This is a genomic window from Rhizobium ruizarguesonis (assembly GCF_012349115.1).
GTDB lineage: Bacteria > Pseudomonadota > Alphaproteobacteria > Rhizobiales > Rhizobiaceae > Rhizobium > Rhizobium ruizarguesonis.
On sequence record NZ_PQIG01000111.1, the window covers coordinates 114,126 to 131,768 of the forward strand.

Below are 17,643 nucleotides of genomic sequence, written 5' to 3' on the forward strand. Positions count from 1 at the left end.
CTTCCTATGCTGCTTTCCTCCATCCGTCGTGATTGGTCCGCCAATCCCATGCGCGAAATGCTTGCCGGAGCGGTGGCGACCTTCGCCCTCATCCCCGAGGTGATCGCCTTTTCCTTCGTGGCGGGGGTCGATCCCGAGGTTGGTCTGTTCGCCTCTTTCGTGATCAGCATCGTCATTGCCTTTACCGGTGGACGCCCGGCGATGATTTCGGCGGCGGCCGGGTCGGTGGCACTCGTCGCGGCACCGCTGGTGCATGCCCACGGTTTGCCCTATCTCTTTGCGGCCGGGCTGCTGGCGGGGCTGATGCAGATCGTGTTCGGCCTGCTGCGGCTTGGCGTGTTGATGCGCTTCGTGTCGAAGTCCGTGCGCACCGGCTTCGTCAATGCACTCGCCATCCTGATCTTTGCCGCGCAGATGCCACACTTCATTGGCGCCGGCTGGATGGAATATGCCGTGCTGGTTGCAGGGCTCGTCATCATTTATGCAACGCCCCGCGTTACGACGGCGATCCCGTCGCCGCTGATCTGCATCCTGATCCTGACCGTCGCCTCGATGGCGCTCGGGCTTCCTATTCTCACCGTTGCCGACCTCGGCAAGCTCCCGGATTCGCTACCCGTCTTCGGCTGGCCGGCGGTGCCGCTGACGCTGGAAACGCTTCGGATCATTGCAGCACCCGCGCTTGCCATTGCCATGGTCGGACTGCTGGAATCGATGATGACGGCGAGCGTCGTCGACGATCTCACGGATACGCCGAGTTCGAAGAACCGCGAATGCACCGGTCTCGGCCTCGCCAACGCCGCCGCCAGCCTTTTCGGCGGCATCGCCGGCTGCGGCATGATCGGCCAGACGGTGAGCAACGTGAAATATGGCGGGCGCGGCCGGCTCTCCACCCTGTTTGCCGGCGCGTTTTTGCTGATCCTGATGGTGCTGTTGAAGCCGTGGGTGTCTGAGGTTCCCGTCGCCGCGCTGGTGGCGATTATGGTCATGGTGTCGATCGATACGTTCGACTGGTCGTCGCTGAGAGCGGTTATCGTGCACCCCCGGATGTCGAGCGCCGTCATGGTGGCAACCGTCCTCGTCACCGTCTTCACCGCCAATCTGGCGCTTGGGGTAACGGTCGGCGTTCTCCTCAGCGGCGTGTTCTTCACCTTCAAGGTCGCCAGCCTGCTGCGCGTCGACGTGGCGCCCGACCAAGCCGCCGGGCGGCTGATCTATGGCGTGTCCGGCCAGGTGTTCTTTGCCTCCGCCGACGTCTTCGTCGAAGCCTTCGACGTTCAGGACGCAATCGGCAAGACCGTGCTGATCGACGTGTCCGAGGCGCATTTCTGGGACATCACCGCCGTTGCTGCACTCGACAAGGTCGTGCAGCGCTTCGGGGCGCACGGCATTGCGGTGGAGGTCGTGGGCCTCAACCAGACGAGCGCAACCTTGATCGGAAGCCTCGACGGCAAGGTGGTGCTGAAGGAGGTGTGACCAAGGCCGGGCGGATTTCCTAGAGCATGATGCCGAAAAGTGTGAGCGGTTTTCGGACGACATCATGCTCCAACTAATAATTTAGAACAGGATTCAGATTTTAGGCCGACCCGGCCTAAAATCATCCTGTTCTACCGCGAGACGATCACGTAATCGTCGCTGTTGCCGGTTATCGCGTTCAGCCGTCTGACGGCCAGTTCGATGAACGCCTTGACCAAAGGCGGCAAGTGCCGACTGCTGGGATAGACGACATGCAGGCCGCCGGTCGGGGTGGTGTAGCCGTCGAGAACCCGGCGCAACCGCCCGTCCTTGATGCAGGCCTCGGCGACGCCGTGCGGCAATTGCGCAATGCCGTAGCCGGCGATCGCGGCGGCCATCACCGCCTGCATCTCGTTAGCGGCGAAGCGCCCCGAAACCGCGATCGTTTCCTGACCGTGCGGACCTTCCAGCAGCCATTGCGCCTGGGCGGATTGGCCGGCGATGACGCAGTCATGGCGGGCGAGATCTTCAGGCACATCAGGTGTGCTGCAACGGGCGAGATAATCCGGGCTTGCGCAGAGAAGGCGGTGAGTCGAGCCGAGCTTGCGGGCGATCAAGGTGGAATCCTCGAGGACGCCGGTGCGGAAGGCGAGATCTATGCCGCTTTCAACGAGGTTCAGCCTGTCGTCGGTCAGGCGCAGCTCGACGCTCGTCTTCGGGTAAGTCGAAAGAAATTCGAAGATCGCATCCTGGAGGAAGTGGCCGCCGAAGCCGACCGGCGCCGATATACGGATCGTGCCGGCAGGTTCAGCACGCGCTTCCGCAAGCCGCAGGTTGGCACCTTCGATGGTGCGCAGCGCCTGGCTGCTTTCTTCGTAGTAGAGACGCCCTGAAGCCGTCAGGTTGAGGCTGCGGGTCGTGCGCTGCAGCAGCCGCACGCCGAGTTCGCGCTCGAGCGCCGCGATACGGCGGCTGACCGTCGTCTTCGGCATTCCGAGCAAGCGCGCAGCGGCGGTGAAGCTGCCCGCTTCGGTGACGCGGGCGAAGATCATGATATCGTTGAGATCGATCATTGTAGCCTGTGATGGTACGATGTTTCCCAACTATATGCCATTATGGTTCAATACGACAGGCCTTACCTTTGTTGCATCAGTCACAGCAAGGAGCAGACAGATGAGCAATACACGAAGCGTTCTGGTCACCGGCGCCACAGGCCAGCAAGGCGGCGCAGTCGTGCGCGCCCTGATCGCGCGGGGACATCGCGTCAAGGCGATATCACGCAAGCCGGATAGCGACGGCGCAAAGCGGCTGGCCGCGGCAGGAGTCGAGGTCGTCGCCGGCGATCTCGATGACGGCGCATCCGTGGCGAAGGCCGCAAGCGGCGTCGACACGATTTTCCTGATGGGCAGCAGTTATGAGGCCGGGACGGAAGCGGAAACCCGCCAGGGCATCACGGTCGCGAATGCGGCGAAGGCCGCCGGCGTCGGCCACCTGATCTATTCCTCCGTCGCCGATGCCGACAAGAAGACCGGCATTCCGCATTTTGACAGCAAGTATCTCGTCGAGAAGCACCTGGCGGGCCTCGGCATGCCCTACACGATCAGCTCGCCCGTCGCCTTCATGGAGAACACCGTGGCGCCCTGGGCGATCGACGGGCTGCGCCAGGGTGTTTATGCCGCCGCGCTGCCGCCCGCCCGCGTGCTGCAGCAGATCACGATCGACGACATCGGGGCTTTCGTCGCGGCACTGGCCGAGCGGCGCGAACAGGTGTTCGGCAAGCGTTTCGATATAGCCGGTGATGAATTGTCCGGCGAGCAGCAGGTGAAGATCCTGTCCGAGGCGCTCGGCCGCCCGATCCGCTACCAGGAATTGCCGATCGCGGCGATACGGCAGCAGAGCGAGGATACGGCGCTGATGTTCGAATGGTTCGACCTTACCGGCTACGACGCCGATATCGCCGCCCTGCGCCGCGACTTCGCCGATGTCGGCTGGCACAGCTACGCCGACTGGGCACGCGGTTTTGACTGGAGTGTTCTCGACAAGGCGGCTGGGTGAGTTCGCTGTGACACCGGTGATCTGACCGGTGTCACCGACAGGTGATGGCTTGATGGCCTTAGCCACATTCTCCGGCCGCTGCCAACGATACCTCACGCCTGAGCGGTTGGCCTAACAACGATGTCGCTGATATCGACATCGGCGGGTTGCTCGATGGCGAAGGCGATGGCGCGGGCGATGGCATCGGGTGAAATTGCCATCTCGTCCATGCGCTTTGCCATCTCGGCCTTGATCTCTGGGTTGGTCATCGAGTCGGCGAAATCGGTCCTGATCATTCCCGGGGAGATGTTGGTGACGCGCAGATGTTCGCCGGCCTCCAGCCGCAGGCCTTCGGCGATGGTGCGCATGGCGTTTTTCGTGCCGGCATAGACGGCCATGGTCGGCTTGATGATGAGGCCGGCGGTCGAGAGCGTGTTGACGAAGTGGCCGGAACCCTGGCGGCGGAACACCGGCAGTGCGGCGGCGATGCCATAGAGCGGACCCTTGATGTTGACGTCGATCATCTCCTCCCAATCCTCGATCCGCAATTCATCGAGAGGCGAGATTGGCCCGATGCCGGCATTGTTGATCATCACATCGATCCTGCCATAGGTGTCGCAGGCAAGGGCGACGAGGGCTGTGAGATCCTCGCGCTTTTTCACGTCCACGGTGAGGCAGACGGCCTCGCCGCCTTTTTCGGCGATGCGTCGCGCCAGGGCCTGCAGCCGGTCGGCTCGGCGGGCTCCAAGCACGAGCTTTGCGCCGCGCTCGGCCAGCAACAGCGCCGTGGCTTCGCCGATGCCGCTGCTTGCTCCGGTGATGGCGACAACCTTATCCTTGATATCAGACATGTTCGTTCTCCTTTGTGCCTTTGAGGATTGCAGGTGCTGCCTGGAGAATCTATGCTATTGGCTCCATGATTTCGTCGAGATCGTCCAGAACCCATGATCGATCCCTTGTCCGATGTCTTTTCGCTGCTCGACATAGAGAGTGCGCGCTGCACGCGTTTCGAGGTCGGCGGGCAATGGGCGTTTCGCTTTCCGGCCAAGCCCGCGCTCAAGTTCGTTGCTGTCCTCCGCGGCGCGTGCTCGATCGTTCTGCCTGAGGAGCCGCCGTTTGCGCTTGTCGCGGGCGACACCTTCCTGCTTGCCAATGCGCCCGCCTATGTGATCGCCAACGATCTCGATAGGGAGCCGGAGGACGGGATCGCCTTCTTCGACTGGCAGCATTCCAACATCGCCCTGCACGGCGGTGACGAGACTGCGCTGATCGGCGGCAGCTTTGTCATCGGCGGCGGCAACGCCCGGCTGCTGCTCGACGCGCTGCCGCCGTTCATTCATATCCCGGCCAGCGACCGTGCGGCCGCGATCCTCAGCGCCACGCTCGCAACTCTCGACGACGAACTCGGGGCGGGCCAGATGGGCTCGACGCTGATGACGCGGCGCATGGGCGACATCCTGCTCGTGCAGGCGCTGCGGGCCTATGTCGGCCGAAAGGGTGCTGCCGAAACGGGATGGATCGGCGCGCTGACAAATCCGCAGATCGGCGCGGCGATCAGCCTGATCCACAACAGCCCCGGCCACCGCTGGACGGTCGAGGCGCTGGCGACCCGGATCGGCATGTCGCGCTCCGCCTTTGCGCAACGCTTCAAGGAACTGGTCGGCGTTGCACCCCTCGACTATGTCACGCGCTGGCGCATGCATCGCGCCCGCGAAGCCCTGCGCCGGGAGGACGTCTCGGTCGCCGGCCTTGCCGCCGTACTCGGATATTCCTCCGAAAGCGCCTTCGGAAACGCGTTCAAGCGTGTCTTCGGGCGTGCTCCGAAGCGCTACTGGTCGGACGCGAAGGTCGGGTGAGAACGGCTGTTCCGCTTGCGAGGGTTGCTGGGGAATCCTATTGTCCGGCGGCGGACCATCGTCCTTGAAGGGGGAGACTTCAATGCCGTCGAGTTTCAATGTCGAAAGTGCAGATGGTTACGAACGGCTGATGGGGCGCTGGAGCAGGAAGCTGGCGCCGATGCTGGTCGATTTCGCCGGCCTCGCGGATGGTGATCGCGTGCTTGATGTCGGCTGCGGCACCGGCAGCCTCGCATTCACGCTGGCGGAAACGCCGGGTCTGCAGGAGATCGTCGCCGTCGACTATTCGCCGGTTTTCGTCGAGGCCGCAACGCGACGCAACACCGATCCGCGCGTATCGATCCGGCAGGCCGATGCCTGCGCGCTTCCCTTCGAGGATAACCGCTTCGACCGGGCGATGTCGCTGCTCGTGCTGCATTTCGTGCCTGAGGCGGGAAAGGCGGTCTCCGAGATGCGCCGTGTGGTGCGCCCGGGCGGCGTGGTCGCGGCCGCCGTCTGGGACCATTATGGCGGCATGTCCGGCATGCGGATGATGTGGGATACGGTGGCGATGCTCGACGAGAACGCGCTGGCGATGCGCCGCAGATATTGTTTCCAGCCGATGATGCGGCCGGGGGAAATGAAGGAGAGCTTCATCGCGCAGGGCCTAGCCGATGTCGAGGAGACCTCGCTGTTGATCCGGATGGAATATCTTTCCTTCGAGGATTACTGGGATCCGATCGCCGCCGGCGAGGGACCGCTCGGCAAATATGTTGCCGGTCTGGATCCGGCGAAGCGAAAGGCCGTCGATGCCGCCGTCAGGGCCGCTTACGAGGCTGGCGAGCCGAATGGGCCGCGATCGTTCGCATCGGTGGCGTGGGCATGCCGGGGCAGGGTGGCGGACTGATTAGCGGGAGGGCCACCTCCTCTAAAGGGAGAATCGTGCTGCTCCCTCTTCTCCCCAACGGGGAGAAGGTGGCCCGAAGGGTCGGATGAGGGGGCCTACGGCACACCACTCAATATTGCCCTTCGCTTACGCTCCGTGCATTCGCGGCTTTGCCGCTCACCCCCTCATCGCCTCGCTATCGCTCCGGCACTTCTCCCCGCCGGGGAGAAGAGGCAGGCAGCGGCCCGCATGCGCCAACGTGAAAGCCAGGGTGCGGGAAGGTCTACGCCTTCAATGGTGGCGCTGGACGCGCCCGGCCGATCACGGCAATCGTGATGGAACACGGGCAGCATTGCTGACGTTATTGCCCGCTGTCTCCGACTGCAAACGCTGCCGCAACAGCATCACCCGCCCGGTTCGGGCACCCCTTCCGACGGCATCCGGAATTGCCCGCCTCGCCGCCGCTTTCGGACGGAGGAATATCAGATGTCCGCTTTGGAAAGCCTGCGCCGGCTGACGCCGCAGCAGCGCAACACCGTCATCGCCAGCTATCTCGGCTGGACACTCGACGCTTTCGATTTCTTCATTCTCGTCTTCGTTCTCAAATATATCGCCGAGGAATTCCACACCGACGTTCCCGCCGTCTCGGTGGCGATCTTCCTGACGCTTGCCATGCGGGCGCTCGGCGCGCTGGTCTTCGGGCTGGCGGCCGACCGTTACGGACGGCGCATCACGCTGATGGCCGACGTGCTGCTCTATTCGCTGTTCGAATTCCTGACCGGCTTTTCCACCGGGCTCACCATGTTCCTTGTGCTCAGGGCGCTCTACGGCATCGCCATGGGCGGTGAATGGGGCGTCGGCGCCTCGCTGGTCATGGAGACGGTGCCGGAGGAAAGCCGCGGCATCGTTTCCGGCATCCTGCAGGCCGGGTATCCCTCGGGCTATTTGATCGCCTCGATCGTGTTCTTCCTGCTCTTCCCGGTCATCGGCTGGCGTGGCATGTTTTTTGTCGGCGCGGTGCCGGCGCTGCTGGTGCTCTACATCAGGCGCAATGTCGAGGAGAGCCCGGCCTTCCTGAAGCGGCAGGCCGAGGGGCGCCGGCCTTTCCTGACGGTGCTGCGCGAGAATATTCCGCTGTTCATCTGGGCGGTGCTTTTGATGACGGCGTTCAACTTCTTCAGCCACGGCACGCAGGATATCTACCCGACCTTCCTTGAGACGCAGCGCAACTATTCGAGCTACACGGTCGGCGCCATCGCTATCGTCTACAATATCGGGGCGATCTGCGGCGGGCTGTTCTTCGGGGCGCTGTCGCAGCGGATCGGCCGCAGACGGGCGATCGTCATCGCCGCGCTGATCGCCGTGCCCGTGGCGCCGCTCTGGGCGTATGCGCCCGGGTCGGTGCTGCTCGCCATCGGCGCTTTCCTGATGCAGTTCTTCGTCCAGGGCGCCTGGGGCATCGTGCCGGTGCACCTGAACGAGCTGTCGCCGGATGAGGTGCGCGGCACCTTCCCCGGCTTTGCCTACCAGCTCGGCAACCTGCTGGCGTCAGGCAATGCGACGCTGCAGGCGGGGCTCGCTGCCCGCTGGGACGGAGACTATGCCTATGCGCTCTTGATCGTCGCGGCGGTGGTGGCACTCATCGTCGCGGCCCTTGCCGGCTTCGGCTACGAGAAGAAGGATGTCCGCTTTGGCACGGAGGAGGCCGAGGAACCGCATGGCGCGATGCGAATCTAGCGCTGCCTGCGGTTATGAAGGCCGGCGGCGGTGTCGCCGGCCTTTCAGCTCTTGCGCACTTCGCAACCGCAGATGCGATCGTAAAACGCCGACCGCAACAGGGTGATTATGGAAGGCAAGCCGCTGGGCGAGCTGCCGGTGATCCCCATCGGTCGCGTGAGACGATTGGTCCGAGTCTTGAGGGCTTGCCGTCGAATGGCGGCGTGCTAGGTAAGGCCCGCCGGCACCTTGCCGGATCGATCCTTCTCTCCACCGCGCCGAGTTATCCCATGCCGTTTTCTCCCGCCGCCGTCTGGCCCATCGTCATGCTGTTTGCCTCCAACATCTTCATGACCTTTGCCTGGTACGGGCATCTCAAGCACAAGAGCAGCGCCATCTTCCTCGCCATCATCGTCAGCTGGGGCATCGCCTTCTTCGAATATTGCTTGGCGGTGCCGGCGAACCGCATCGGGTCGGCGGTCTATACGACGGCGCAGCTGAAGACGATGCAGGAGGTGATCACGCTGATCGTCTTTTCCGGCTTCTCGATTTTTTGGCTCGGCGAGAACCTGACCTGGAACCATGCGATCGGCTTCGCCCTGATCGCAATTGGTGCATCTTTCATCTTCCGTGCATAAACTTTAGCCTTTTCAATAGATTACAAATCGTCCATGTCTAGATATCGCCACATTTCCTACAGATTGGCGTCGCAATCGGCTGGCAGCCTGTCACCTCAAGCATTTCCGTTTTTTCCGAGTCACTGAAATGCTCTGACTTTTTGTTTGCGCAATTCCGGACGCAAAACCGCTGCGCACTTTTGCTGGAATTGCTTAGCAGTGATCAGGAGGTGATCTGCCATGAGCCTGTCTTTCCCGACGATGGCGGCGATCCGGTTCGGCTATGGCTTCCGGCCGGGCGAGGCGCCGCCGGACAGCAAGGACGAGCTCATCGGCCAGCTGCGCAAGGGGGCGGCGGCGACGCCGGACTTTCCGCTCGGTGGCCCCGACATGCGCCACCAGGCGATTCTCAGCCTGCAGGCGCAGTTGCAGCAGATCCGGCAAGACGCCAAGACGGTGACCGACGATACGACACAGCGCGAGATGCGCAAAGGGGTCCAGCGCCAGGCGCAGCAGCAGTTTCAACATGATGCGAACCTGCGGCTGATGCAGGCGGTGCTGTCGCCGTACGGCTTCTACGAGCGGCTGGCGACCTTCTGGACAGACCATTTCTCCACCAGCGCCGACAAGAGCCTGCCGATGCGCCTGATCGTGCCGCTCTACGAGGCGGAGGCGATCCGGCCGTTCATATCAGGCAAGTTCGGGGATCTCTTGCGCAGTGCCACCGCCCATCCGGCCATGCTGATCTATCTCGACCAGGCGGATTCGCTCGGTCCGGATTCGGCCGGCGGCATCAAACGCAACAAGGGGCTGAACGAAAATCTCGGCCGTGAACTGCTGGAATTGCACACGCTCGGCGCCGGCAGCGGCTATACCCAGGCGGATGTGACCGCGGCAGCCATGGTGCTGACAGGCCTCACCATCGACCGCAAGGAGATGGACATCGCTTTCCGACCGAATATTTCGGAGCCCGGCGCGCATGAGGTGCTCGGCGTCAGCTATGGCGGGCGCAGGCGCTCGCGCGACGATTATCTCGACATGCTCGACGATCTCGCGCTCCATCCGAAGACGGCGGCGCACATCAGCCGGAAGCTCGCGGTGCATTTCATCTCCGACCAGCCCGACGAGGGGATGGTGTCCGATATGGCCGAAGCCTGGAAGAAGACGGATGGCGACCTGACCGCCGTCTACACTGCGATGCTCGACCATCCCGCCGCCTGGCGCGACGAGGGCGCCAAGGCGCGCCAGCCTTTCGACTATGTCGTCACCGGCCTGAGGGCATTGAATGCGGGACCGGTCAACGGCGTCGTAGGCAGTTTCCTGGCGGCCAACCAGCAAGGTACGGACGAGGGCGACATGGCGGCGAACACGCCTGGCATGGCAGGATCGCCGGTGCCGACGGATCCCGCCGGCGAGGCGAGGGAGAAACGCCTCAAAGCCTTCCAGACGGCGCGGGCGCTGGGGCAGGGCGCACTCAGGCGCATGGGCCAGCCGATCTGGCTGCCGCCGAGCCCGGCCGGTTACGAGGAAGGCTTCTCCGCCTGGATCACCGGCAGCCAGCTCGCCGAGCGGCTGGCCTGGGCGAGGCGGGCCGCGGCGCAGTTCGGTCGGGACGAAGATCCGCGCGAATTCCTGAAGTCGACGCTTGCTGATGCCGCCCGCGACGAGACGATCCGCGTGGTGTCGCAGGCGCCGAACAAGATCAGCGGGCTGACGCTGGTGTTGGCATCGCCCGAATTCAATCGCCGCTAAGCAGACTTTCGTTGGCAAGCCAACGCTTCGTCTGCTTAGCTTCTTTGTTTTATCGCAGGTTCTGGCCGGAAAACCGTTGGACACTTTTCCGGAACCTGCTTAGGAGGCCCCGCCCATGACGCTGCCCACGAACCGGATTTCGCTGTCCCGCCGCGGCTTTCTGGCCTCTGCCTGCTGTCTTGCCGCCGCCCCCGTCTTCACACCGGTCACTTTCGCGGCAATGCCGGGGGATAACCGCTTCGTCACCATCGTGCTGCGCGGCGCGATGGACGGGCTGGATCTGGTGCAGCCCTATGGCGATGCCGGTTTTGCAGCGCTCAGGCCGACCCTGGCGCTGACGCCCGAGACCGGGCTTCTCGACCTCGATGGGCATTTCGGCCTCAATCCAGCGGCGGCCGAGCTGATGCCGCTCTGGAAGAGCCGGGAGCTCGCCTTCGTGCATGCGGTGTCGACGCCCTACCGCGACCAGCGCAGCCATTTCGACGGGCAGGACATGCTGGAATCCGGCGGCGAGCATGTCGCCGAGGAAAAGACCGGCTGGCTGAACCGGGCGCTCGCCGTGATCCCGCGCTCGGACGCGCGCAAGGCGATCGACATCAACACCTCGACGGAACTGATCCTCTCTGGGCCGAACAATGTCGACGTCTGGGCGTCGGATTCCAATCTGGCGCCGGCGCGCGACGAGATGCAGTTCCTGGCACGGCTCTATGCCGGCGATCCGCCGTTCGCCGAAGCACTTGCCGAGGCGACGCGGGCCGACACCGCCTCGATGATGGTCGAGCCAGAGGGCCAGCACGGCGCAAAGATCGCCGACGTGGCGGCGCTCGCCGGCAACATGCTGAAGGGCGATTATCGCATTGCCAGCTTCTCGATCACCGGCTGGGATACGCATATCGGCCAGGCCGGCCAGTTCAAGCGGCCAGTGCAGGACCTCGCCCAGGCGATCAATACGCTGAAGGCGACACTCGGGCCCGAGATCTGGTCGAAGACCGTGGTGCTTGCCATGACCGAATTCGGCCGCACCGTGCGCCAGAACGGCTCAGCCGGCACCGACCACGGCACCGGCGGCTGCGCGCTGCTTGCCGGCGGCGGCGTCAACGGCGGCCGCATCCTCGGCCGTTGGCCGGGCATCGGCGACGGCCAGTTGCTCGACGACCGCGACCTGATGCCGACCGCCGACCTACGCGAACTCGCGGCGGCAATGCTCTACCGGCAGTTCGATGTCAGCGCCGATGATTTGACGGGGAAGATCTTCCCGGGGCTGGGGTTCGACAAAGGGTCGCAGTTTCTGCGTGGGTGAGGCCCGGTCTCGCAAAGCGGGAGCGATCGATCCAGTGAATCGATCGCAGGGCCGAACGCCCTGAGCCCAAGTGAAGGGCCGGGCGGCATCGACGACAGGCCTTAGCGGCCGGTCATCTTGAGCGCTGCCTCGGGTAGCCGTTCGCCTTGGACCTCGATGCCGGAGAGGGCTGCGTCGATTTCGGCGAGGTCGTCGGCGAGCAGGTCGACGTCTACTGCCCCGAGGTTCTCTTCCAGCCGATGTTGCTTCGTCGTTCCCGGGATCGGTACGATCCACGGCTTTTGGGCCAGCAGCCAGGAAAGGGCTATCTGCGCGGGTGTGGCGCCCTTGCGGTCGCCGATCCGCCTGATCAGGTCGACGAGCGCAAAATTGGCCTTGCGCGCCTCAGGTGAAAAACGCGGCACGCTGTTGCGGAAATCGCTTGGATCGAACTTGGTGTTCTCATCGATCTTGCCGGTCAAAAAGCCTGCGCCGAGTGGGCTGAAGGGTACGAAGCCGATGCCGAGTTCCTCAAGGGCGGGCAGCAGTTCCGCCTCGGGGCCGCGCCAGAAGAGCGAATATTCGCTCTGGACAGCGGTCACCTTTTGAACGGCATGAGCGCGGCGGATTGTCTGGACGCCGGCTTCGGATAGGCCGAAATGCTTGACCTTACCGGCTGCGATCAGCTCCTTGACAGCGCCGGCCACGTCTTCGATCGGAACGTCGGGATCGACGCGGTGCTGGTAGAACAGGTCGATGCTGTCCGTCTTCAGGCGGCGCAGGCAAGCATCGGCAACCGCCTTGACATGTTCGGGGCGGCTGTTGGTGCCGCCGCGGCGTTCACCAGTTTGCTGGTCGATATCGAAGCCGAATTTTGTGGCGATGACCACCTGGTCGCGGATCGGTGCGAGCGCCTTGCCAACAAGCTCTTCATTGGCGAATGGGCCATAGGCTTCGGCCGTGTCGAACAAGGTGACGCCCTGCTGATGGGCGGTGCGCATCAATCTGATCATGTCGCCTTCGTCGGCGGGCGGGCCGTAAGCGGCGCTCATGCTCATGCAGCCGAGACCGAGCGCTGAGACTTCGAGATCGCCGATAATGCGTGTTTTCATGGTCGTGTCCGTTCGTGGCTTTGTAGGGGCTTGAGGGTGAAGGCGCCGGCCCGGTGTCGCCGGTCTCGCAGTTGAGTTGACGGGAACTTAGTCCTCGTGTCAGCTTTCGATTAGATGCTGTAATGCGCATGGACCTATAAGGCGGACTAATGAATGCCCCAGGACAACAATTTCAACGAACTCGTGGCCTTTCTGACGGTCGCCCGGGAACGGAGTTTTACCAGGGCGGCCGCGAAGCTCGGCGTGTCGCAATCGGCGTTGAGCCAGACGGTGCGCGGTCTCGAAGAAAAGCTCGGGCTTCGTCTTTTGACCCGCACGACCAGAAGCGTGTCGCCGACACAGGCAGGAGAACGCCTGGTGGAACGGGTGGGACCCAGATTTGAAGAGATCCAGTTCGAGATCGCCGCCCTGAGCGAAATGCGCGAGCGACCGGCCGGCACCATTCGCATCACGGCAGGCGAGCACTCCGCGATTTCCATTCTCGCGCCGGCACTGACGCGCTTTCTTCCAGATCATCCCGATATCAACGTCGAGGTGATCGTCGACTATGGCCTGACCGACATCGTCACCGAGCGTTACGACGCCGGCATCCGGCTCGGCGAGCAATTGGCGAAGGACATGATCGCGGTCCGGATCGGTCCGGAGATGTGCATGGCGGTCGTCGGAGCGCCCTCCTACTTCGAGCGCCATCCGCGCCCGGATATCCCGCAGGATCTCACGGCTCACAACTGCATCAACATGCGGCTGCCGACACACGGGACGATATATCCATGGGAGTTCGAGAAGGACGGCCGCGAACTGCGCGTCCGTGTCGAGGGCCAGATGGTGTTCAACAACATCGCCATGAGGATCGGCGCCGTGCTGGACGGGCTGGGACTGGCCTACATGCCCGAGGATCAGGTTCATTCCTACATCGAAGACGGGCGGCTGATCCGGGTTCTGGAGCACTGGTGCCAGCCTTTTCCAGGATACCATCTCTACTATCCGAACAGGCGGCATGCATCTCCCGCCTTCACCCTGTTCGTCGATGCGCTCCGCTATAGAGGAAAGTAATTCCGATTTTATTCCATCACGGCTTATCAACAGCTTGTGATTAATTAGTCTTGCTAATAGACCCTAGCTGTCCGAGCCGTCTAATCCTTTCCCTCCCATGCCGCTAGCTTCTCGCCACCTGAAACGAAGCGAGAAGCCGACATGCGATATGGATTGTCCAACACCTTGGCCGCATTGGTGCTTGCCTCAGCGCAGCTTGCCGCGCCATTGGCGACGGCTGCCGATGCGGTAAAGCCCGAGCCATTGGTCATCCAGGAGCAGGGTAGTTTTGCCGTGGGGGGAACCACTACGGCAGCGCCTGGCACTTTCGATCCGCTGAAACCTCTCGATCCCGCAGGCCAGACCTATCACGGCGATCATGCCTTTGCCTTCTATCAAGTGCCGGTGAACCCGCGTCAGTACCCGATCGTGATGTGGCACGGTGCCGGACAATTCTCCAAGACCTGGGAGACGACACCCGACGGCCGCGAAGGCTTCCAGAACATCTTCCTGCGTCGAGGCTTCTCCACCTATCTCGTCGACCAGCCGCGCCGGGGCGGGGCCGGGCGGAGCATGGCCGAGACAACAGTGAAGCCGACGGCAGACGAGCAGCTCTGGTTCAACCAGTTTCGCGTCGGCATCTGGCCGAACTATTTCGACAGCGTGCAATTCTCCCGTGATCCGGAAGCGCTGAACCAGTACTTCCGCGCGATGACGCCGAACACCGGGCCGTTCGACATGGACGTCGTGTCGAACGCGGTGGCAAAGCTGTTCGAGAAAATCGGTCCCGGCATTCTTTTCACTCACTCGCAGGGCGGCGGACCCGGCTGGCTGACGGCCATCAAGAGCGACAAGGTCAAGGCCATCGTCGCCTTCGAACCCGGCAGCAGCTTCGTATTCCCGGCAGGCGAAGTTCCTGCCGATATGCCGAGCGCCTTCGACACGCTGAAGGGTGTGCCGGTGCCGATGGACGACTTTCTCAAACTGACGAAGATCCCGATCGTCATCTATTATGGCGACAACATCCCCGACCAGCCGACGACGATGCCGGCGCAGGACAGCTGGCGGGTGCGCCTGGCAATGGCCCGCCTGTGGCGCGATACGGTGAACAAGCATGGCGGCGATGTCACCGTCGTGCACCTTCCAGAGATCGGCATCCGCGGCAACACCCACTTCCCGTTCTCCGACCTGAACAACGTAGAGATCGCCGACCTGGTCTCGACCTTCCTCCGCGAGAAGAAGCTCGACTGATCCGCCTCAGACGCTGTGCGGCGCTGCTCTGGCCCAAAGGCCGGTGTGCAGGCAGCGATCCCGTTTGTATCCTGCTCAGAGGCCATACGAACTGCAGACTAAGGGAAACATATCCATGCGTGATCTCTTCAAACGTGTTCCCATCCTTCTTGCCTTGGCCAGCGCTGTCGTTCTCGTTGGTTGGCAAGTCGACGCGGAGCCGAACCGGACGACGCTGCCCGAATTGGCGGGCCTCGTTCATTACACGACCGTCAGGCGCGGCAACGTGACCGAGCACATCATGACGACGAACGAAGCCATCCAGGCCGTGAAGAACGGGCAGCCTGTTCCCGCGGGCACGCACTTCGTGCTGGTCGATTACCGCGACGGGGAAATCTATCGCACCTTCGTCATGGAAAAGGGTTCGGGCTGGGGCGGCGACTATGATGAAGACCGTCGCACCGGCGACTGGCAGTTCCAATGGTTCAAGCCGGACGGCAGCGTCAACATGGCCGAGAACACGGCGCGATGCCAGTCCTGTCATTCGTCCAGGGCCGACGAAGACTTCCTCTACACGCTCGATGCTCTCAAGGAATTTAACGGAGCCGTCATTGACTAGGCCGGATAAAATCCCCGGCGAGGGCGTCGCATCGTGAGTCCTTTTTTCGTGATCCGCCTCGTGCTCGATTTCACCGCCGCCGGGCTGCTTCTGGCCGCGCTCGCCTACTGGTGGCTCGACAACACCTCGCATGAGCTGATCGGCACGGGCATGTTCATTCTTCTCCTATCGCACAACGTCTTCAACAGACGATGGTGGGCGAAGCTTCCGAAGGCGGCGCGCGGCAGGCCGAGCTTTCTGACAATGGCTTCGAATATCTCGATCGCCCTGACGATATCAGCTTTGCTGGTGACCAGCGTGCTGATTTCCCGCACGGTGTTCGGCTTCCTTCCCCTGAACGGCGGGCCGAGTGCGCGCGAAATTCATGTCCTTGCGGCCTATTGGGTGTTCATCCTCGCAGCCGTCCATCTCGGCCTCCACTGGTCGATGATCATGGCGGTCATAGGCAGACTGCTGCGGGTCGGTGCCCCAAACCCGATCAGGACCGCCTCCCTTCGCGCTGCCACGGGCGCAATAGTGGCGTGGGGCATCCACAGCCTGTTCGTCATGGGAATCGGAGACCGGCTGATTGCCCGGCCATCGATCGATTTCTGGGACTTCCAGGAGTCCACGATCGGGTTCTTCCTGCATCACATCGCGATCCTGGGGACGTGTGCGTGTGCCGCGCATTATGCGGCAGGATGGCTTCGTTGGGCGGGCGGGGGAACGCGGAAGATGGATGCGAGCGTGTGATGTGTGCTACGGCTTTTGGGGTGCAGTCTGTGGTTGCGGCTCTCCCGGCCCTTCGCTTGGGCTCAGGGCGTTCGAAGCTGCAATCGATTCACTGGATCGATTGCTCCCGCTTTGCGGGACCGCTTCTCACCCCAACACATCATAAAGACGGAAGATGAAGCTGATTTGGTAGATCAGGTTGGCGATGACGAAGGTGGCGTGGAAGCGGCGGTTGGGGGTCCAGGCGGCGATGGCGCAGAGGAGGATGTAGACGATGTTGCGAGCGGGATATTCCCAGCCGAGCGAGAGGATACGCTCATGGCCCTTGATCGCCGTGTCGAGGATATCGACGGCATAGGTGAGGCCGAGGATGGCGAAGAACCATTTGCGCCGGGAAATGAAATATTCCTCGTAGCCGCCATATTCGTCGAGCGATGCCGGGAAGAGCAGGGCGCAGAGCAGGAAAAACAGACTGCAGAAGCAGATCAGGAAGAGATAGATGCCGAAGCCGATCGCAGGCACGGCCTGCAGGCGATATTCCCACCACCAGATATGGATGATGAAGAGGAACATCGATAGCGCCCAGCCGAGATGGATGGGATAGACCTTGGCCTTGGCGGGATGCTGGACGATGCCGGCAAGGCCGGTGAGCACTCTGGCGAGCGAAAGGCTGATGACCATGCCCATCACCACCTTGATGTGAAGGAAGACCTCCGGCGAGCTGACCGTTTCCATGCGTTCGATCCTTGGCTTGTCACTCCTCGGGGACTTGCTTCGGTTTGCCCTCTTCGTCGAGCGCCACCATGATGAAGGTGCCGGCGGTGACCTTTTCCTGCTGGTTGTAGCGCGAACGATGCGCCCAGGCTTCGACGATCAGCGTGATCGAGGTGCGGCCGACACGGTCGATATCAGTATAGACGGAAAGCGTGTCGCCGATCTTGACCGGCAGCTCGAAGGCCATCTCTTTGACGGCGGCGGTTACGACGCGGCCCTTGGCGCGCTCGGCCGCACGGATGCCTGAGGCAAGGTCCATCTGCGCCATGACCCAGCCACCGAAGATATCGCCGGCCGGATTGGCGTCGCCCGGCATGGCAAGCGTCCTGAGCGTCAGTTCGCCTCTCGGCTTGGCGGCATCGGTCATCAAGTCTTCTCCATCTGGTGCGGGCCACGGGCCGGCGATTCACTGGGAAGCACCCTAGTGCAAAGGCTGTGGGGTGTAAAAGACGGCAAGGCCAAGCGCTACGGACGGCCGACGGGAAAAATGTTGCTGCCGTTTCCGATTGAAATTTCATTCGATTTCAAATGGTTGAATTTTGCAGCTTTCACCTGACCTTACGTTATTTAATATTTTTCTAATTAAGCTTTACG

17 protein-coding genes are annotated in these 17,643 nt (G+C 62.7%); 12 read left to right on the top strand and 5 right to left on the bottom strand.

Annotation, left to right across the window (positions count from 1 at the left end):
* The first annotated feature begins 6 nt into the window (after nt 1–6).
* Nucleotides 7–1,473 (top strand): SulP family inorganic anion transporter, encoded by a 1,467-nt coding sequence (locus tag C3Y91_RS30295; protein ID WP_018074480.1) that lies wholly within the window; start codon nt 7–9, stop codon nt 1,471–1,473.
* 131 nt (nt 1,474–1,604) lie between these two features.
* On the opposite strand, the gene C3Y91_RS30300 is transcribed toward C3Y91_RS30295, so the two are convergent.
* A complete protein-coding gene (locus C3Y91_RS30300; RefSeq protein WP_018074481.1) occupies nt 1,605–2,525 on the bottom strand; it encodes a LysR family transcriptional regulator in 921 nt (306 codons plus the stop codon).
* 100 nt (nt 2,526–2,625) lie between these two features.
* Here C3Y91_RS30300 and C3Y91_RS30305 point away from each other — a divergent pair, with 100 nt between their 5' ends.
* A complete protein-coding gene (locus tag C3Y91_RS30305; RefSeq protein WP_075224871.1) occupies nt 2,626–3,507 on the top strand; it encodes an NmrA/HSCARG family protein in 882 nt (293 codons plus the stop codon).
* A gap of 92 nt (nt 3,508–3,599) precedes the next feature.
* Here the strand turns inward: C3Y91_RS30305 and C3Y91_RS30310 are convergent, their stop codons facing one another.
* Entirely contained in the window at nt 3,600–4,337 is a 738-nt protein-coding gene (locus C3Y91_RS30310; protein ID WP_018074482.1) for an SDR family oxidoreductase, read from the bottom strand.
* Between the two features lie 93 nt (nt 4,338–4,430).
* On the opposite strand from C3Y91_RS30310, the gene C3Y91_RS30315 reads away from it, so the two are divergent.
* The 6 genes from C3Y91_RS30315 to C3Y91_RS30340 all read left to right on the top strand — a co-directional run bounded on the left by C3Y91_RS30315 (nt 4,431) and on the right by C3Y91_RS30340 (nt 11,592).
* Complete coding sequence (locus C3Y91_RS30315; RefSeq protein ID WP_018074483.1) at nt 4,431–5,342, top strand: AraC family transcriptional regulator; 912 nt, start codon at nt 4,431–4,433, stop codon at nt 5,340–5,342.
* An 82-nt stretch (nt 5,343–5,424) separates the two neighbouring features.
* Nucleotides 5,425–6,228, top strand: coding sequence for a class I SAM-dependent methyltransferase (locus C3Y91_RS30320; protein WP_024322382.1), 804 nt, complete (start codon nt 5,425–5,427; stop codon nt 6,226–6,228).
* Nucleotides 6,229–6,693: 465 nt separating this feature from the next.
* The gene (locus tag C3Y91_RS30325; RefSeq protein ID WP_024322172.1) at nt 6,694–7,944 is read left to right on the top strand and encodes an MFS transporter; all 1,251 of its coding nucleotides are present in this window, start codon (nt 6,694–6,696) and stop codon (nt 7,942–7,944) included.
* A 269-nt stretch (nt 7,945–8,213) separates the two neighbouring features.
* The gene (locus C3Y91_RS30330; protein WP_018074486.1) at nt 8,214–8,561 is read left to right on the top strand and encodes a DMT family protein; all 348 of its coding nucleotides are present in this window, start codon (nt 8,214–8,216) and stop codon (nt 8,559–8,561) included.
* 219 nt (nt 8,562–8,780) lie between these two features.
* A complete protein-coding gene (locus C3Y91_RS30335; protein WP_024322171.1) occupies nt 8,781–10,292 on the top strand; it encodes a DUF1800 domain-containing protein in 1,512 nt (503 codons plus the stop codon).
* Between the two features lie 115 nt (nt 10,293–10,407).
* Nucleotides 10,408–11,592, top strand: a complete 1,185-nt coding sequence (locus C3Y91_RS30340; protein ID WP_018074489.1) for a DUF1501 domain-containing protein — start codon at nt 10,408–10,410, stop codon at nt 11,590–11,592.
* A 101-nt stretch (nt 11,593–11,693) separates the two neighbouring features.
* Here the strand turns inward: C3Y91_RS30340 and C3Y91_RS30345 are convergent, their stop codons facing one another.
* On the bottom strand, nt 11,694–12,683 hold the full coding sequence (locus C3Y91_RS30345; RefSeq protein ID WP_018074490.1) for an aldo/keto reductase: 990 nt from the start codon (nt 12,681–12,683) through the stop codon (nt 11,694–11,696).
* Nucleotides 12,684–12,836: 153 nt separating this feature from the next.
* Here C3Y91_RS30345 and C3Y91_RS30350 point away from each other — a divergent pair, with 153 nt between their 5' ends.
* From C3Y91_RS30350 to C3Y91_RS30365, 4 genes are all read left to right on the top strand, one after another.
* The gene (locus C3Y91_RS30350; protein WP_018074491.1) at nt 12,837–13,736 is read left to right on the top strand and encodes a LysR family transcriptional regulator; all 900 of its coding nucleotides are present in this window, start codon (nt 12,837–12,839) and stop codon (nt 13,734–13,736) included.
* 141 nt (nt 13,737–13,877) lie between these two features.
* Complete coding sequence (locus C3Y91_RS30355) at nt 13,878–14,966, top strand: alpha/beta hydrolase (protein WP_024322169.1); 1,089 nt, start codon at nt 13,878–13,880, stop codon at nt 14,964–14,966.
* 115 nt (nt 14,967–15,081) lie between these two features.
* Nucleotides 15,082–15,564 (top strand): cytochrome P460 family protein, encoded by a 483-nt coding sequence (locus C3Y91_RS30360; RefSeq protein WP_018493096.1) that lies wholly within the window; start codon nt 15,082–15,084, stop codon nt 15,562–15,564.
* A 33-nt stretch (nt 15,565–15,597) separates the two neighbouring features.
* Nucleotides 15,598–16,296, top strand: a complete 699-nt coding sequence (locus C3Y91_RS30365; RefSeq protein ID WP_168576146.1) for a DUF4405 domain-containing protein — start codon at nt 15,598–15,600, stop codon at nt 16,294–16,296.
* 126 nt (nt 16,297–16,422) lie between these two features.
* Here the strand turns inward: C3Y91_RS30365 and C3Y91_RS30370 are convergent, their stop codons facing one another.
* Together C3Y91_RS30370 and C3Y91_RS30375 are read right to left on the bottom strand one after the other, a co-directional pair.
* The gene (locus C3Y91_RS30370; RefSeq protein ID WP_168576147.1) at nt 16,423–17,010 is read right to left on the bottom strand and encodes a hypothetical protein; all 588 of its coding nucleotides are present in this window, start codon (nt 17,008–17,010) and stop codon (nt 16,423–16,425) included.
* A gap of 19 nt (nt 17,011–17,029) precedes the next feature.
* Nucleotides 17,030–17,416 (bottom strand): acyl-CoA thioesterase, encoded by a 387-nt coding sequence (locus tag C3Y91_RS30375; protein WP_012757923.1) that lies wholly within the window; start codon nt 17,414–17,416, stop codon nt 17,030–17,032.
* Between the last annotated feature and the right edge of the window lie 227 nt (nt 17,417–17,643).

Excerpts from the sequence above, each read along its gene's own strand:
- C3Y91_RS30350 (WP_018074491.1), top strand. The coding sequence starts at position 12,837 with ATGCCCCAGGACAACAATTTCAACGAACTCGTGGCCTTTCTGACGGTC.
- C3Y91_RS30315 (WP_018074483.1), top strand. The coding sequence starts at position 4,431 with ATGATCGATCCCTTGTCCGATGTCTTTTCGCTGCTCGACATAGAGAGT.
- C3Y91_RS30335 (WP_024322171.1), top strand. The coding sequence starts at position 8,781 with ATGAGCCTGTCTTTCCCGACGATGGCGGCGATCCGGTTCGGCTATGGC.
- C3Y91_RS30355 (WP_024322169.1), top strand. The coding sequence starts at position 13,878 with ATGCGATATGGATTGTCCAACACCTTGGCCGCATTGGTGCTTGCCTCA.
- C3Y91_RS30345 (WP_018074490.1), bottom strand. The coding sequence starts at position 12,683 with ATGAAAACACGCATTATCGGCGATCTCGAAGTCTCAGCGCTCGGTCTC.
- C3Y91_RS30360 (WP_018493096.1), top strand. The coding sequence starts at position 15,082 with ATGCGTGATCTCTTCAAACGTGTTCCCATCCTTCTTGCCTTGGCCAGC.
- C3Y91_RS30375 (WP_012757923.1), bottom strand. The coding sequence starts at position 17,416 with ATGACCGATGCCGCCAAGCCGAGAGGCGAACTGACGCTCAGGACGCTT.
- C3Y91_RS30370 (WP_168576147.1), bottom strand. The coding sequence starts at position 17,010 with ATGGAAACGGTCAGCTCGCCGGAGGTCTTCCTTCACATCAAGGTGGTG.
- C3Y91_RS30325 (WP_024322172.1), top strand. The coding sequence starts at position 6,694 with ATGTCCGCTTTGGAAAGCCTGCGCCGGCTGACGCCGCAGCAGCGCAAC.
- C3Y91_RS30330 (WP_018074486.1), top strand. The coding sequence starts at position 8,214 with ATGCCGTTTTCTCCCGCCGCCGTCTGGCCCATCGTCATGCTGTTTGCC.
- C3Y91_RS30310 (WP_018074482.1), bottom strand. The coding sequence starts at position 4,337 with ATGTCTGATATCAAGGATAAGGTTGTCGCCATCACCGGAGCAAGCAGC.
- C3Y91_RS30340 (WP_018074489.1), top strand. The coding sequence starts at position 10,408 with ATGACGCTGCCCACGAACCGGATTTCGCTGTCCCGCCGCGGCTTTCTG.
- C3Y91_RS30305 (WP_075224871.1), top strand. The coding sequence starts at position 2,626 with ATGAGCAATACACGAAGCGTTCTGGTCACCGGCGCCACAGGCCAGCAA.
- C3Y91_RS30295 (WP_018074480.1), top strand. The coding sequence starts at position 7 with ATGCTGCTTTCCTCCATCCGTCGTGATTGGTCCGCCAATCCCATGCGC.
- C3Y91_RS30320 (WP_024322382.1), top strand. The coding sequence starts at position 5,425 with ATGCCGTCGAGTTTCAATGTCGAAAGTGCAGATGGTTACGAACGGCTG.
- C3Y91_RS30300 (WP_018074481.1), bottom strand. The coding sequence starts at position 2,525 with ATGATCGATCTCAACGATATCATGATCTTCGCCCGCGTCACCGAAGCG.